This window comes from Halovulum sp. GXIMD14793 (assembly GCF_054457435.1).
Genome location: NZ_JBTLNE010000013.1, coordinates 11,582 through 26,381, shown reverse-complemented (window position 1 = coordinate 26,381; position 14,800 = coordinate 11,582). Strand labels below are relative to the sequence as shown.

The following is a 14,800-nucleotide window of genomic DNA, read 5'->3' as shown; positions in this document are numbered from 1 at the left end:
ATAAGGGTGCCTTCAAATATGCCCAAAAGCAAGAAAGCCCGGGCACTTAGCTAAATTAGGGCGAAGTGCCGCGCTCTCCCAGCAACACATCGCGCAGCGGCCAGGTCCCGGCCTGCAGGGCATAGGGATCGCGGTCGCTGAGCATGACATCGACGATATCGCGCAGGATTTGCGCCCGGCCCCGCTCCGTATAAAACCCCCCCGCGAATTGCGAGGTCTGCAGCAAATAGTCCCTAAAATCGAGATATGCCTGCTTGTCAGGCCGGCGCGGCATGGCAAAGAACTCATCCAGCGGCTGGGTCGAGATAAGCTCTGGTTTGTCATAGATGCAACGGCCGAACACCCGCAGCGGCATCCCCCGCCACAGCGCCTGCTGCCCGGCGGTCGAGTTCACGGTTACGGCTGTTTTCGCCTTGTCCAGCAAAGGACCTAACTTGCCGCCGCGCAGATAATGCACGCGGTCAGAAACACCGTATTGTGCTGCGGCGGTACGGATCAGCTGCGGCAGGCCCGCCCGGTCATCCTCCAGCGGGTGAAACTTGAACACCAGCTTGTGGTGCTGGGGGGCACCTTTGGCAAACTCCTGCACAACAAGGTCAACGAAATCGCCGATCCGTTCAAAATCGCTATGCTTGATGAATGAGGAATCATGGGCCAGTTGCATCAGCACCACGTGATAGGCCGCACCGCTGGCCTCCAGCCTTGCAGCTTTGGCCCGGTTGATAATCAAATCGACGGGCATCTTGGCCAGACGCCTGAAATGCAGCCACCATTCGCGGCGGACCGATATCGCGCGATGCGTCTGGTAGGCACGGTACTGCTGGTTTCGGAACAGGATCATCCAGTGATAGATCGCCCCAAGATAGATATGGTGCCACAGCGCACCCCATTGTGCGGGCGGCACAGCCTGCGGGTGCCCGACCTCGGGAAGGCGTTGGCGGATCTCGGCAATGGACAGGTCCATCAGCGGCGAATGCCCATTCACGCCATCACGTTCATAGGTCACCCAGTAGGGGCGCAGATATCCTTCTTCGAAGCAATGGCATCGGATGCCATTTGCCCTGGCCAACTCAAGCGCGGTGACATGGATTTCACGCGTATCGCCGTAAATCACGATATCGGTGACCGCGTTCTGCGCCAGAAACTCTGTCAGAAAGCCACGCCAGGCCTCAAGCGCGCCCTCAAAGGCTGTGTAGCTGTTACGATGCTTCCAGAAAAAACGGTCCCCGGCGTTAAAGCCAATCCGGTGAATGCCGCAGCCCGCCTGTTTCAGCGCACCCGCAAGCCGGGAAAAGAACCGCCCATGCGGCCCCTGCAGAAAGAGGAAATGCCGGTCAGTCATGTCAGACCTTTGCCTCAAATGAACCCATGCACTCGATAAACTACGCTCTGACGCAGGTTAACAAAGCATTAACCGTCCGCGCCACCCTTGAGATATGCGTGTCGCAGGTGTATCCGCCATGAACGGATATCATCAAGGGTTAAGGCGTGTTCACCGGAATTATCACCGATATAGGCAAGGTGTTGCTGACACGGCAGGATCGTGACCTGCGTGCGCGGATCGAAACCCACTATCCGCTTAGCGAGATCGCCATCGGCGCGTCGATTGCCTGTGACGGGGTCTGCCTGACGGTTGTCGAGAAAGCGGATGATTGGTTCGAGGTCGATATTTCCGAGGAAACTCTGACCAAAACAAACATCCGGCAGGTCTGGCAAAGCGGCGCCAGCATCAATCTGGAACGCCCGCTAAGGCTGGGCGATGAACTGGGCGGTCATATTGTTTCCGGCCATGTTGACGGGCTGGCCGAGGTGCTGAGTGTGTCAGCCGTGGCGGGCAGCACCTGCATTCGGTTCCGCGCCCCTGATGATCTGGCAAAGTTCATCGCACCCAAAGGATCGGTGGCGCTGAACGGCACATCCCTGACCGTCAATGATGTCGCAGGATCTGAATTCACTGTTAACCTGATCCCCCATACGCAGGAGGTCACGACCTGGGGCGACGTCACGGAAGGCGACCTGATCAATCTGGAGATCGACACGCTGGCACGCTATGTGGCCCGGATGAACGAGGTATAGTGACACAGATGGCCGATCATCCAAATTCTGACCAACACACCTATGGCGATGCGATTTCCTCTATCGAAGAGATTATCGAGGATGCCCGCAATGGCCGGATGTTCATTCTGGTTGATCATGAAGATCGGGAGAATGAGGGCGATCTGATCATCCCCGCCCAGATGGCGACCCCGGATGCGATCAACTTCATGGCCACCCATGGTCGCGGTCTGATCTGTCTGGCGCTGACCGGCAAACGGCTGGATGCGCTGGGTCTGCCATTGATGGCCCAGACCAATTCGTCGCGCCATGAAACCGCCTTCACCGTCTCGATTGAGGCGCGCGAGGAGGTCACAACCGGTATTTCCGCCCATGACCGCGCCCGCACGGTCGCTGTGGCCATCGACAGTGCCTCGGGCGCGCAGGATATCGCAACGCCGGGCCATGTCTTTCCGCTTCGGGCACGTGACGGCGGCGTGCTGGTGCGCGCCGGGCATACAGAGGCTGCGGTCGATATCTCACGTCTGGCCGGGCTGAACCCCTCGGGCGTGATCTGTGAAATCATGAACGAAGACGGCACCATGTCGCGCCTGCCAGATCTGGTCTCTTTCGCGAAGCGGCACAATATCCGCATCGGGACCATTTCGGACCTGATCGCCTATCGCCGCCGCAATGACAATCTGGTGCGCCAGCGGTCGCAGCGCGGTGTGCAATCTGCGTTTGGCGGCGATTGGGATATGCAGATATTCTCGGACGATGCGGGCGGCGGCGAGCATATCGTGCTGACCAAGGGCGATGTGACCACAGAAGTACCGGTTCTGGTTCGCATGCACGCGGTCAATCCATTTGACGATCTGTTGGCCCTGACGCCCGGCCGCAATGGCCAGTTGGCCGCAGCCATGCACCAGATCGCAGAAGAAGGCCGGGGCGTTGTGGTGGTCTTGCGTGATATGCAGGCCCAACTTGTGCTGGAGGACGAGGTATCGCCCCAGACGCTGCGGCAATACGGGCTGGGCGCGCAGATACTTGGAAGCCTTGGAGTTCGGGAGATGATCCTGCTGACCAACTCTCCGGCACCCAAAGCTGTTGGACTGGACGGATACGGGCTGGAAATCGTCGGCACGCAGCCAATACGGATAGAGCAGGACTGACATGGCCAACATCACCCATCACCAACTGACCCCACCGGTCTTTGACCGACCCACCCGGATCCTGATCGTTGTCGCGCCCTATTACAAGGACATCGCCGATCAGCTGCTGACCGGGGCCAAAGCCGCCTGCGAAGCGGCGCAGGCAATGTATGACGTGGTTGAGGTGCCCGGCGCGCTGGAAATTCCGCAAGCCATCGCTTTGGCCACGCGGACGGGGGGATATGACGGCTATGTCGCGCTGGGATGTGTGATCCGTGGTGAAACCACACATTACGAGACCGTCTGCAATGACAGCAGCCGGGGCCTGATGGATCTGGGCCTTCAGGGGCATTGCATCGGCAATGGCATTCTGACAGTGGAAACCATGGATCAGGCTGAGGCACGTGCCGAGGCCACGGGCCAGAACAAGGGCGGCGACGCAGCAGAGGCGGCCTTGCACCTGATCGCATTGTCACGCCGGTTCCGCCTGCAAAACGCCCCGCAACGCGGGCCTGACGAATTCAAAATGGCGGGATCGCCGGATAAGGGAATTGCCTGAGATGACCAAACCATCCCGCGATGACAAGCACCGCATGCGCTCTGCCGCACGCCTGTTTGCCACACAAGCGCTGTTTCAGATGGAAACCAGCGGCGAGCCCATGGATGAGGTGCGCGAGCAGTTCGAAACCTATCGCATCGGCGCAGAACTGGATGGCGATCAGTATTCCGAGGCAGATGTGGACCTGTTCCGTGCCCTCCTCCACGAGGCTGTCAATATACAGGCCCGGATCGACAAGATGACCGATACCGCTTTGGTGGCCAAATGGCCGATTGCCCGGATCGACCCGACCTTGCGCGCATTGTTCCGGGCGGCCGGGGCAGAGCTGCTGACCCAAGATACACCGCCCCGCGTCTGCATCACCGAATTTGTCGATGTCGCCAAGGCGTTCTTTCCGGATGGCCGAGAGCCGAAATTCGTGAATGCGGTTCTGGATCATATGGCACGCGAAGCACAGCCTGACGCCTTCGCCTGAGACGGCCTTCTTTCCGCCCTAACTATATAGATATGTTGACGCAAAGAGCGCAGCGGATAGCGGCTGCGCGTTACATCCTGTCTGTTGGTATCGTAATGGACGGAATACTTGGTGACCGGGGGTGACTTGCCAGGGAGTGACAGTCAGATCATTGCGCCAAGGCTGTGCTTGGAACCGTGTGCGGCCAATGGCTTGGCATGGGCAAAACGGTGTTTCAAGCTGGCCATGTCTTGGCTTACGCTCCGGTCAAATCGAACGGGTGCTGCCCTGATGCGTCTGAATGTCGGCTTTGTCGCGCTTGCCGTGGCCTTTGCACTGTGCCTGCTGCCCGCCGGTCCCGGCGCGGCGCAGTCCCCGGTTTTTCTGCAGGTTGAACCGGATGCGGATTATCGGGCATCGGTCCGCTTTCGCAACATTCAGTCCGAAATGTTTTATGTCGACCGGAATATGGGCGACCTGGACCTCGATGGCCTGCCAGATCCACCGGTTGACCGGTCCGAAGAACTGGTCAGGGGGGATGCGCCAGTGTCGACGCGGACACGTTTGTCCGAGAATATCGCGACAATCGCCCTGATCGGCCTTTTGGCCACGCTGGGATACCTTGCCTACAAATATGGCGGGCGCGCACGGGACGGCTTTGCCCGGCCCGACAAAGGCCGCCGCAACAATCGCCGCAGCGCACCAATCGAAGAGCAGCGCCAGATCAAACGCGCCCGAACCCAGGAGCTGATCGCGCGGCTTCTGGATATGGAGGATCGGCACGCCGCAATGGTGGAACTGATCCATCATGTGCTGGATGCCGCCGCTACCCGCCATGACCTGCGGCTGGGCCGCTCTGAAACCTCGCGCGATTTCCTGCGCCGCTTGCCAGAGGATTGGCCCTATCTGGCCGATATGCGCCGCATCGTCATCGCCGAGGAACTGGTACAGTTCGGCGGTCGCCCCCTGATCACCCGCACGTTCGAGGATTGCCTACGCCGCGCCACCCCCATTCTGGATGAGGTGCAGGCATGAGCTACTATGCCGCCGACCGGTCCGAGGGGGGCATTCGGGCTGCCGATATCCTGTCGGTTCTGATCATTGTTGCCGTCGCGGCCGCTGCCGCCTGGTACATGATCCGCGACCGCGACTATCCACTGCAATCCTCGGCCATGGGGCATGCCGGGCTGATCGCCTGGCTGCGCGATCAGGGTCTCGAAGCGCGCGAGGCACGCGGGCTGCCTATCACCCCGGAAAAGGTCGGCCTGCGGGTTTTGCCGGTGCATGACACTGACCTGACACGCAATTTCGAGGCCCCGACCGACAAACGATCCTATCTGGCCAGCGGGACGGAATATGACATCTCGGCCGGGACGATCCTGCGCAAGATCAACTCTTTGCCCAGCGTCATTATTGCCCCGAAATGGAGCCGTGCCGCACGCCATTCAGGCTTTGCCGACCCATCTCTTCTGCTGCCGGTTGCGGATGCCAGCCGCCCCTTCCTACAACTGAACGTCATGGAAGAGCCATTGACGCGGCCCGATGCAAAGATGCTGGAATTGTCCGGTCCTGCGGATCAGAAGGGCAAAGCCCAGGCCGCCACGCTTTATGCGCCGCAGCTTTTTGCGCGGACGGTTCCTGCGGGCTGTATCTCGTTGCTGGGCGGGCCACTGGGGCATGCCGTGATCGAATGCGACGGGCACAAGCGCAGCTTTATCGCGGTGTCCGATCCGGATATTTTCAACAATCACGGGCTGTCGCTGGGCCGCAATGCGGATATCGTGGCCAACCTTATCGGGGAATGGTCCGGCGGTCTGCCGGTGCTGATCGACACAACGTCTGAGGTTTTCGTCAAGGAAACCCCGCAAAGGGCCGCCCGGCGTGAATGGTCCGATTTGCTCCGGCTGTTCGACTACCCGTTCTCAGTCCTGTGGGCGGCAGCAGGGGTGTTGATGATGCTGGCCTTGTGGCGCAGTTGGTTACGCTTTGGTCCCGCGGTTTCTGTCTATGATGATCGGATCGGCGCCTCCAAAGCGGTCTCAATCGACGCCAAGGCGCGGCTTTTGCGGATGACAGGCAATGATAGCGCGCTGTTCGAGACCTATATCACCGCCCGCATCCGCCAGTTGGAAGATGCGCTTTTCGGAACAAGTGCGCTTGCCGAAGACCCGGTCCGGCGGATATTTTCGCTGGTAGAGCGGCGCAACCCTGATCTGGCGCGGGCGTTTGGGACAGCCGCAGCGGCTGCACAAACGCCATCGCCGGAAACCTCCGAAGCCGGGCTTCTGGAGCTGGCAGAGACCTTTGAACGACAAACAGAACAGGTGCTGAATGAATTTGGACGATCTGCACAGGGCGGCTGACCAAATCCGCCGCGAAACCGGCAAGGCGGTTCACGGGCAGGACGACGTGGTCGATCTGCTGCTCATCTCGTTGTTTGCACGCGGGCATTGCCTGTTGGAAGGCCCGCCAGGAACCGCAAAAACGCTGCTTGCGCGGGCTTTGGCGGCGGCCTTGGCGATCGATTATGGCCGCATCCAGTTCACGCCTGACCTGATGCCCGGTGATGTGCTGGGGGTGAATATCTTTGATTTCTCCTCCTCCAGCTTTCGGCTGACCAAGGGGCCGGTCTTTACCGACGTTCTGCTGGCGGACGAGATCAACCGTGCCCCACCCAAGACACAGGCTGCCTTGCTGCAGGTGATGAACGAACGCGTGGCGACGATTGACGGCACGGATTATTCACTGGGCGAGCATTTCTTTGTCATCGCCACACAAAATCCCATTGAGCAGCAAGGCACCTACCCCCTGCCCGAGGCACAGTTGGACCGGTTCCTGTTCAAGCTGGTGATTGATTTTCCGATTGAGCGGGCCGAAATGGAAATCCTGCGCCGCCATGCCCAGCGGCCTTTGGGCATTTCGGGCCAGGCGCTGGATGTGGATGCCGTGATCAGCGCCGAAACGCTGGCGCAGGGCCGGGCACTGGTTGATGATATTCGTCTGGATGAGACCATCCTGCGCTATATCCTGTCGCTGGTTCGCGCCACGCGCGAAGACCCGGAAATCCGGCATGGGGCCTCGACCCGCGCGGCAGATGCGCTGGCGGGTGCGGTGCGTGCAGCTGCGGCACTGGATGGACGGGATTACGCCATCCCAGATGATGTGCAGCGCCTGCTGTTGCCCACCCTGCGCCACCGCATCGTGCTTGGCCCCACCGCCGAGATTGAGGGCCGCAGCGAAACCGATGTGCTGCAAAACATCCTGAACCGGATCGAGGCACCGAAATAATGCGCCCCAGCCGGCGATTGCTGGTGATTGGCGCCATTCTGTTGGCGCTGTCGGCACAGATAGTCGCCACCGGCCAACTCCCGGCCGAAGCGGCAGTTGCCCTTTGGGTTGTGTTCACCACCATCCTGATTGCTGACCTGCTGCTGACACCGGCTGGTGGGCGGGCCACCGTCAACGTCACCTGCCCGGCCGAGGTATTCTCGGGCGAGACCGCCGAACTGGACGTGGAATTGCGGGGCCGCAATGTCCTGCCGCGCCGGATCCGCGCCAAACTCGCCCCGGATACCGAGCTGAGCCCGCCGATCAGCTTTGCTTTGCTGGCCAACGGAAAAAGGGCCGAGGGCAGCGTTTGGGTTACTGCCCGGCGACGCGGGCGGTTTGCCCTTAGGGCGATCTGGCTGGAATGGTCCAGCCGTCTGGGGCTGTGGGACATCGTCACTCGCAAACAGATCGACACCGTTCTGTCGGTGATCCCGAATATCCGCCCGGTGATCTCTGGTCAGATAGACGTAGCCGTGAAATCCGACCTCTATGGCACCAAAGAGAACCTGATGAGCGGCGAAGGCTCGGAATTTCATCAGTTGCGCGAATTCACCACCGGGATGGATGTCCGCGCCATCGACTGGAAACGCTCTGCCCGTCACCGGGAACTGGTGGCCAAGGAAATGCGGGCCGAACGCAACCACCAGGTCGTGCTGGCGCTGGATAACGGCTATCTGATGCGCGAGGAAATCGGCACCCTGCCCAAGATCGACCATGCTGTGAATGCCGCCATGTCCATGGCCTGGGCCGCCGCCCTTGGCGGCGATCTGGTCGGACTTTATGCTTTTGATGCAGCGCCGCGCCAGTTCGTACCGCCACAACCCGGGCGCACCGCCTTTCCGCATCTGCGTGCGCAGGCCGCCAGTCTGGACTACCAAACGGTTGAGACCAACCACACGCTGGCCATGGCCAATCTGGGTGGGTTGCTGAACCGGCGCAGCCTGATTGTGGTGTTTTCCGATTTTGTCGACACCACCACAGCAGAATTGCTGGTCGAGAATATCCACGTCCTAAACCGCACCCATGTGATCCTGTTTGTCACCCTGTCCGACCCGCTGTTGAATGCGGCGGGCCGGTTTGACACATTGCAAGGCATGGCGGCCTCGGTCTCGGCTCGGCAAATGCAGCGAGAGCGTAAGCTGGTGCTGGACAAGCTGCGCCGCATCGGGGTGCTGTGTCTGGAAACGGCCCCGGACCGGCTGACACCGGCGCTGGTCTCGACCTATCTCATGATCAAGGCGCAGGAGTTGATATGACAACCGCCGCGCCACCACAAATCCGATCTGCCCGTTTCAGGGCCGAGCGCGAGTCCGACTGGCGGCGCCTTGAGGCGCTTGTCGACAAGACAGAGCGCTATGGCATCCGCTCGCTCGGCTTTGCCGAAGCGCAGGATCTGGCGACGCTCTATCGGCAGGCGCTGAATTCCCTGTCGCTGGCGCGCGCCATCTCATTGGATAAAGGGCTACTGGAATATCTTGATGCCTTGTGCGCACGGGCCTATCTGGCGGTTTATGCCCCGCAGAAGGCGCTAAGCGGGCTGATCGGAAAGCTGATCCTGCGCGGTATCCCGCAAGCCGCGCGCCGCTCTTTGCCGCTGATCCTGCTGGCCTTTGTTATCATGCTGACCGGGGCCGCCGCGGGCTATCTTTTGTTTGTCGATGACCCGACCTGGTACAACACGCTGATGCCGCCGGAGCTGGGCCAGGGGCGCGGCCTGACCAGCACACGCGGCGAATTGAGATCGGTCCTGACAGGTGGTGACGATGCGCCAATGGAAAGCCTGACGGCCTTTGCCAGTTTTCTGTTTTCGCACAACACCCAGATCGCCATCCTGATTTTCTCGTTCGGGGTGCTGGCCTGTCTGCCCTCGGTGGTACTGACCTTTTTCAACGGGCTGATCCTTGGCGCGTTTGTGGCCCTGCATGTGGATCGCAACTTGGGCTATGAACTGGCCGGATGGCTTTCAATCCATGGCGTGACAGAGTTGTCAGCGCTTGTCATCGCCTGTGCGGGCGGGTTGCAACTGGGCTTTGCCGTCCTGTTCCCCGGCGAGATGCCCCGCAGCGACGCCCTGCGCCAGCGTGGTCGCGATGCGGTGAAACTGGCGCTTCTGGCGGCGCTGATGCTTGTGGTCGCGGCCATCCTTGAGGGTTACTTCCGGCAAACCGTCCAGGATACCGAAACGCGATTGATCATTGGCTGGTCCGTCGGCCTGTTCTGGCTGGTCTATCTGGGCGTGCTGGGGCGCGGCAAGGCCCCCTCATGACCAGCGCACGGACCGCAAAACAACCCAGACGGCTGATCACCGATTTCATCCCGCCCGAAGGGGTACCGATCCATTTCCGGGTGGCGGGGCTGGGCGCACGCTTTGCAGCGCAGCTGGCCGATCTGGCGATTACCGTTGCAATCGTTTTGCTGATCCTGACCCTGGCCTATTTTGCGGCAGCCATGTCCGTCCCCTCGCTCGAGGCGCTGGCCGCGCTTTTGTTTTTTGCTCTGCGGGTGCCCTATTACGTTGCGACCGAAATTCTGTGGAACGGTCAGACCATCGGCAAACGATTGATGCGCGTTCGGGTCATCTCGGCCGATGGCCGCACCCTTTCGGCCCATGCCATCACCATCCGCAATCTTATGAAAGAGATGGAGGTGTTCGTCCCCGGCACCTATCTGCTGCTGACACCCGCGCTCAGCCCGCTTACCGCGCTGATCGTCAGCTTATGGATCATCCTTCTGCTGGCAGTGCCGCTGTTCAGCCGCCGCCGTCAGCGTCTGGGCGATATCATCGCCAATACGCTGGTCGTCGAAATCCCCCGCCCGGCCCTTTTGCCCGATATCGCAGACAGACAGCAGGCGGCGCGGCAGCGGTTCTCGTTCCTGCCGCATCATCTGGACCACTACGGTCGGTATGAGCTGCAAACACTCGAGGCACTTTTACAGATTGAACCTGCGCCCCTGTCAACCGCAGCGCGGCGTCAGCATGACGAAAACGTCACACGGGTCGCAGAAACCATCATCAATAAAATCGTGTATACCAGCACCGTCAGCCCGCAGGATTACCGGGTATTCTTAAGCGCATTTTACGCCGCCCAGCGCGCGCATCTGGAGAACAGGCGTTTGATGGGGGACACGCGCGAAGATAAATTCCACCGCGATCCACTTTGATCCGCTGCGTTCCTATTCATTTTACTGTAGATAAGGTTGCCATGACGACAGCAAGAGCGTGACGTTACGTGCAACAAAAACCCGTTCAGCCCCTGAATGTTGGCGATGTTCTTGGCCAGACCTTCGCCACCACCTTCAACCGGTTTCCTGTTCTTTTTGCGATCACAGTGCTGCCAGGGCTGGGGCTGGCCGCTGCGAATGCGGAATTGCAACAAAGGTTCCTTATGCTGGCAAAGCAACTCAGCAGCAGCGCGTTGGTGGAGTTCGCACTTCAGGCCCTGTTTCTGGGTGTGCTGAGCGCCGCTGCAACGGTTGCAGCCGCCGGGTTTGTCGTTCTGTGTGCGGCAGAACTCATGTTCGGTAAGCGTCTGCAACCTTTGGATCACTTTCTGCATCTGCTGCGGGCGCTTCCTGTGTTGCTGGGCACCATCACAGCAAGCCTGATCGTCGCCTGTTTACCCTTCGCGGCGCTGGCTGGCATTTATTATGTCATGCCTGGATTGCTACGCCTGATCTGGCTACCGCCGACGCTGACTTTTCTTATCGCACTGGCTGGCGCGCTTTACCTGATGGCGCGGATGTGGGTGGCATTACCATCGGTTCTGATCGGCGGCGATGGGTTTAACTCTATCAGTCGGTCAACCTGGCTGACCAAGGGCTATCGCTGGCCGATTTTCGGGGCGATCTTGTTGCTGCTGGTTCTGGACCTGATCATCGTCTTCGTCGCCAGCGTTGGCCTTGGCCTGCTGATGCAGTCTGTCTTTGGCCTCAGTATCGACTTCAACGCCGCCTTCAGTCCCGAGGTTCTGGGCCTCAACACTGCCGTCTACAGCCTTATCCTTATCCTGATGAGCGTTTTTACCGTGCAGCTCTATTCCCGCCTGCGCGAGGTGAAAGAGGGGCTCGGCCTTGGCGATGTCGCTGCGGTGTTTGAATAATGCGCGTGGGTCTGATCCCGACGGTCGAGACCGCGTTCGGTCTGTTTCGCAGACATGGCGCAGCGCTTTATGTGGATTTCTTTCTGGCGATGGTGGCGTCCAGCCTGATCCTGTCCCTGCTCTATCCCGACGCGACCTACGGCAAACCTGCGACCTCATTTCAGGAACAGATCATCAACAGCCTGACGTCACCGGCGATGATCGTCGTAACCTGCATCAATGCGCTGGTCATGTGCGGCGCAATCGCCCGGGTCTGGCGGCTTGAGGGCAATACCCTGCCGCAAAATCTGAGTTGGGGCCAACTGGCCCTGCCGCTGATCCTGCAGGTCGCCCTGGTCGATTACCTGGCGTTGGCTCTGTTCTTTCCGGTGCTGATCCCCAGCTTCATCTGCATGGCGCTGACCTGTGTCCTGATCCCGGCAGTAGTGCTGGAGGCGCAGGGCTGGAACGGGATCGTTCGCGCGGTTCAGCTGACCCGGCCTTATGTTCTGGCGCTAACGGGGATCTGGGTGATGAAATACGCCGCCTTTTTGCTGCCCGCCATTCTGCTGGGCGCAGAGCGTCCGCCGGAAGGGACGCCCTATAATGTGTGGCAGGATATTTTGGCGCATTTCTGGCTGCCGGTCAGCGACGCTGTTTCAGTCTGCCTGATCATCGCGATATATCAACGGCTGATTGCGCTGGAACACCGGACGGGCTGAGCCTGCAAATGATGCGGCTCAGCCCTCTATCCCAAAGCCCCCGGATCAATCGGTAAACCGATTATCCCTTGGGAACCCACGCGGGGCCATGCGGCCAGCAGCGGCGCGCTTGCCAATCCAGTCTGACAATTCGGTCTCGGTCCGGGTGCGGCCTGCCGGGTCCTTCCAGCTTAGGCCCTCGGTCAGGGTAAAGGTCGTTACATCCGCAAGGCCGGTGGCGGATTTGTCCAGCGGCGCCTGGCCCACCGGAACCTTCTGAATACGCACACCCTTGCCCCGGCCCATTTCAGGCAGTTCGGACAGCGGGAAGATCAGCATCTTGCGGTTCTCACCCACGCTGGCGATGTGATCCCCGGTAACAGGCCGACAGACCCGCGCCACGATACCATCCTTGACGTTCAGCACCTGTTTGCCGCTGCGCGTCTGGGCAACGACATCGTCCTCGGCCACCACAAACCCATCCCCGGCAGAGGAGGCCACCAGCAGCTTGCGGCCCGGTTTGTGCAGGAACAGGTCGATCAGTTCGACATCATTGGGCAGGTCAACCATCAGACGCACCGGCTCGCCCATGCCGCGCCCACCGGGCAGGCTGGAACAGGCCAGTGTGTAGAACCGGCCATTGGCACCAAAGGCCAGCAACTTATCGGTGGTTTCGGCATGGAAGATAAAGCGCGGACCGTCGCCATCCTTGAATTTCAGCTCCTGATCCAGCGCGATATGGCCCTTCATGGCCCGGATCCAGCCCATGGCAGAGCAGACCACCGTAATCGGTTCCCGCTCGATCATCGCCTCAAGCGGAACATCTGCCACCTCGGGCGCATCGGCAAAGCCGGTACGGCGGGCCCCCAGCGGGTAATCCGGGGTTTCCGCCTTCAACAGCGCCAGATCGTCGGCGAAAGTGACACCACAGAACTTGCGCGGCGCGTCGAATTTTTCGCGGATCTCGCGCAGTTCTTCGGCGATGCGGGACCATTGCGTCTCTTCGCTTTCCAGAAGGCCGCGCAGGCCGGTGCGCTCTTCAAGCAGCGCTTCATGCTCGCGCCGCAGCTCCATCTCTTCCAGCTTGCGCAGACTGCGCAGACGCATGTTCAGGATGGCCTCGGCCTGAATATCTGTCAGCTCAAACTCGGCCATCATCACCGACTTTGGCTCATCCTCGGTGCGGATGATTTCAATCACGCGATCGAGGTTAAGGAAGGCGATGATGTACCCTTCCAGCACCTCCAGCCGGTGGTCGATCTTGTCCAGACGGTGGCGGGAGCGGCGCACCAACACCTCGCGCCGGTGATCCAAAAACGCGCGCAACACCTCTTTCAGGCTGCAAACCTTAGGTGTGCGACCATCGATTAGCACATTCATATTCAGGCTGAACCGGGTTTCCAGATCGGTCTGCTTGAACAGGGTTTCCATCAGAACGACGGGATCGACCGTGCGGGATTTCGGCTCAAGGATCAGGCGGATATCCTCGGCGCTTTCGTCACGGATATCGGCAAGGATCGGGATTTTCTTGGCATTGATCAGCTCGGCAACACGCTCGATCAGCTTGGATTTCTGCACCTGATAGGGGATTTCGGTGACCACGATCTGCCATTGGCCGCGCCCCAGGTCTTCGGTTGTCCAGGCGGCCCGCAGACGGAACGCGCCGCGCCCGGTGCGATATGCATCAGCAATGGTGTCACGCCCGTCGACCAGAATGCCCCCCGTTGGGAAATCCGGGCCGGGAACGTAATCCAACAAGGTCTCATCCCGCGCATTCGGCGCCTTGATCAGATGCAGGCAGGCATCGACCAGCTCGCCGATATTATGCGGCGGTATGTTGGTTGCCATGCCCACCGCAATGCCCGAGGACCCATTGGCCAGCAGGTTGGGATAGGCGGCCGGCAGGACAGCAGGCTCTTCCAGCCGGCCATCGTAATTGTCCCGGAAATCGACGGCATTTTCCGACAGACCTTCCAGCAAGGCCTCGGCCATCGCGGTCATCCGCGCCTCGGTATAGCGGGGGGCGGCGGGGTTATCGCCGTCGATATTGCCGAAATTACCCTGACCGTCGACCAGCGGATACCGGACGTTGAAATCCTGCGCCAGACGCGCCATCGCGTCATAGATCGCCTGATCACCATGCGGGTGGAAATCCCCCATCGTGTCGCCGCTGATCTTGGCCGATTTCAGATAGCCACCGGTCGCCGACAGCTTCAGTCGGTGCATCGCATAGAGAATACGCCTGTGAACGGGCTTCAGCCCATCGCGGGCATCGGGCAAGGCGCGGTTGGTGATGGTCGACAGCGCATAAGTCAGATATCGGTCGCCCAGTGCCCGGCGCAGGGGTTCGGCAACTTCACGCGGTATCTCGGGGGAGTCGATCACATCTGTCATAGATATTGTGTATATCGGTGCAAAACCCGGGTCCAGATGGTTTCTGCATCCGGCTTGCGTGACAGGGGAACTTGGCGATACCTTGCCGCCAGAAACAG

14 protein-coding genes are annotated in these 14,800 nt (G+C 60.2%); 12 read left to right on the top strand and 2 right to left on the bottom strand.

Features of this window, described 5'->3' with window-relative positions; translation table 11 throughout:
* Positions 1 to 55: 55 nt before the first annotated feature.
* Positions 56 to 1,342, bottom strand: coding sequence for a capsule biosynthesis protein (locus tag ACW9UQ_RS05170; protein WP_458929935.1), 1,287 nt, complete (start codon positions 1,340 to 1,342; stop codon positions 56 to 58).
* 146 nt (positions 1,343 to 1,488) lie between these two features.
* On the opposite strand from ACW9UQ_RS05170, the gene ACW9UQ_RS05165 reads away from it, so the two are divergent.
* The 12 genes from ACW9UQ_RS05165 (at position 1,489) to ACW9UQ_RS05110 (ending at position 12,329) form a co-directional block, all read left to right on the top strand.
* A complete protein-coding gene (locus ACW9UQ_RS05165) occupies positions 1,489 to 2,076 on the top strand; it encodes a riboflavin synthase (RefSeq protein ID WP_458929934.1) in 588 nt (195 codons plus the stop codon).
* 8 nt (positions 2,077 to 2,084) lie between these two features.
* Complete coding sequence (gene ribB, locus ACW9UQ_RS05160) at positions 2,085 to 3,206, top strand: 3,4-dihydroxy-2-butanone-4-phosphate synthase (protein WP_458929933.1); 1,122 nt, start codon at positions 2,085 to 2,087, stop codon at positions 3,204 to 3,206.
* Position 3,207: 1 nt separating this feature from the next.
* Positions 3,208 to 3,744 (top strand): 6,7-dimethyl-8-ribityllumazine synthase, encoded by a 537-nt coding sequence (locus ACW9UQ_RS05155; RefSeq protein ID WP_458929932.1) that lies wholly within the window; start codon positions 3,208 to 3,210, stop codon positions 3,742 to 3,744.
* 1 nt (position 3,745) lies between these two features.
* Positions 3,746 to 4,219, top strand: a complete 474-nt coding sequence (gene nusB / locus ACW9UQ_RS05150; protein ID WP_458929931.1) for a transcription antitermination factor NusB — start codon at positions 3,746 to 3,748, stop codon at positions 4,217 to 4,219.
* 270 nt (positions 4,220 to 4,489) lie between these two features.
* Positions 4,490 to 5,233: a DUF4129 domain-containing protein gene (locus ACW9UQ_RS05145; protein ID WP_458929930.1), complete on the top strand. Its 744-nt coding sequence runs from the start codon at positions 4,490 to 4,492 to the stop codon at positions 5,231 to 5,233.
* Positions 5,230 to 6,561: a hypothetical protein gene (locus tag ACW9UQ_RS05140; protein ID WP_458929929.1), complete on the top strand. Its 1,332-nt coding sequence runs from the start codon at positions 5,230 to 5,232 to the stop codon at positions 6,559 to 6,561. Before ACW9UQ_RS05145 ends, ACW9UQ_RS05140 begins: the two co-directional genes overlap by 4 nt.
* Positions 6,530 to 7,486, top strand: coding sequence for an AAA family ATPase (locus tag ACW9UQ_RS05135; protein ID WP_458929928.1), 957 nt, complete (start codon positions 6,530 to 6,532; stop codon positions 7,484 to 7,486). Before ACW9UQ_RS05140 ends, ACW9UQ_RS05135 begins: the two co-directional genes overlap by 32 nt.
* The gene (locus tag ACW9UQ_RS05130) at positions 7,486 to 8,784 is read left to right on the top strand and encodes a DUF58 domain-containing protein (protein ID WP_458929927.1); all 1,299 of its coding nucleotides are present in this window, start codon (positions 7,486 to 7,488) and stop codon (positions 8,782 to 8,784) included. Before ACW9UQ_RS05135 ends, ACW9UQ_RS05130 begins: the two co-directional genes overlap by 1 nt.
* Positions 8,781 to 9,794, top strand: coding sequence for a stage II sporulation protein M (locus tag ACW9UQ_RS05125; RefSeq protein ID WP_458929926.1), 1,014 nt, complete (start codon positions 8,781 to 8,783; stop codon positions 9,792 to 9,794). Before ACW9UQ_RS05130 ends, ACW9UQ_RS05125 begins: the two co-directional genes overlap by 4 nt.
* The gene (locus ACW9UQ_RS05120; protein WP_458929925.1) at positions 9,791 to 10,690 is read left to right on the top strand and encodes an RDD family protein; all 900 of its coding nucleotides are present in this window, start codon (positions 9,791 to 9,793) and stop codon (positions 10,688 to 10,690) included. Before ACW9UQ_RS05125 ends, ACW9UQ_RS05120 begins: the two co-directional genes overlap by 4 nt.
* A gap of 68 nt (positions 10,691 to 10,758) precedes the next feature.
* Complete coding sequence (locus ACW9UQ_RS05115; RefSeq protein WP_458929924.1) at positions 10,759 to 11,628, top strand: hypothetical protein; 870 nt, start codon at positions 10,759 to 10,761, stop codon at positions 11,626 to 11,628.
* Positions 11,628 to 12,329: a hypothetical protein gene (locus ACW9UQ_RS05110; RefSeq protein ID WP_458929923.1), complete on the top strand. Its 702-nt coding sequence runs from the start codon at positions 11,628 to 11,630 to the stop codon at positions 12,327 to 12,329. Before ACW9UQ_RS05115 ends, ACW9UQ_RS05110 begins: the two co-directional genes overlap by 1 nt.
* A 45-nt stretch (positions 12,330 to 12,374) precedes the next feature.
* On the opposite strand, the gene parC is transcribed toward ACW9UQ_RS05110, so the two are convergent.
* On the bottom strand, positions 12,375 to 14,702 hold the full coding sequence (gene parC, locus ACW9UQ_RS05105; protein WP_458929922.1) for a DNA topoisomerase IV subunit A: 2,328 nt from the start codon (positions 14,700 to 14,702) through the stop codon (positions 12,375 to 12,377).
* Positions 14,703 to 14,800: the final 98 nt, after the last annotated feature.

What these genes read in the sequence shown, in the direction of transcription:
- ACW9UQ_RS05170 (WP_458929935.1), bottom strand. Translation starts at nt 1,342, where the DNA reads ATGACTGACCGGCATTTCCTCTTTCTGCAGGGGCCGCATGGGCGGTTC.
- ACW9UQ_RS05120 (WP_458929925.1), top strand. Translation starts at nt 9,791, where the DNA reads ATGACCAGCGCACGGACCGCAAAACAACCCAGACGGCTGATCACCGAT.
- parC (WP_458929922.1), bottom strand. Translation starts at nt 14,702, where the DNA reads ATGACAGATGTGATCGACTCCCCCGAGATACCGCGTGAAGTTGCCGAA.
- ACW9UQ_RS05145 (WP_458929930.1), top strand. Translation starts at nt 4,490, where the DNA reads ATGCGTCTGAATGTCGGCTTTGTCGCGCTTGCCGTGGCCTTTGCACTG.
- ACW9UQ_RS05110 (WP_458929923.1), top strand. Translation starts at nt 11,628, where the DNA reads ATGCGCGTGGGTCTGATCCCGACGGTCGAGACCGCGTTCGGTCTGTTT.
- ACW9UQ_RS05135 (WP_458929928.1), top strand. Translation starts at nt 6,530, where the DNA reads ATGAATTTGGACGATCTGCACAGGGCGGCTGACCAAATCCGCCGCGAA.
- ACW9UQ_RS05140 (WP_458929929.1), top strand. Translation starts at nt 5,230, where the DNA reads ATGAGCTACTATGCCGCCGACCGGTCCGAGGGGGGCATTCGGGCTGCC.
- nusB (WP_458929931.1), top strand. Translation starts at nt 3,746, where the DNA reads ATGACCAAACCATCCCGCGATGACAAGCACCGCATGCGCTCTGCCGCA.
- ACW9UQ_RS05155 (WP_458929932.1), top strand. Translation starts at nt 3,208, where the DNA reads ATGGCCAACATCACCCATCACCAACTGACCCCACCGGTCTTTGACCGA.
- ACW9UQ_RS05125 (WP_458929926.1), top strand. Translation starts at nt 8,781, where the DNA reads ATGACAACCGCCGCGCCACCACAAATCCGATCTGCCCGTTTCAGGGCC.
- ACW9UQ_RS05130 (WP_458929927.1), top strand. Translation starts at nt 7,486, where the DNA reads ATGCGCCCCAGCCGGCGATTGCTGGTGATTGGCGCCATTCTGTTGGCG.
- ribB (WP_458929933.1), top strand. Translation starts at nt 2,085, where the DNA reads ATGGCCGATCATCCAAATTCTGACCAACACACCTATGGCGATGCGATT.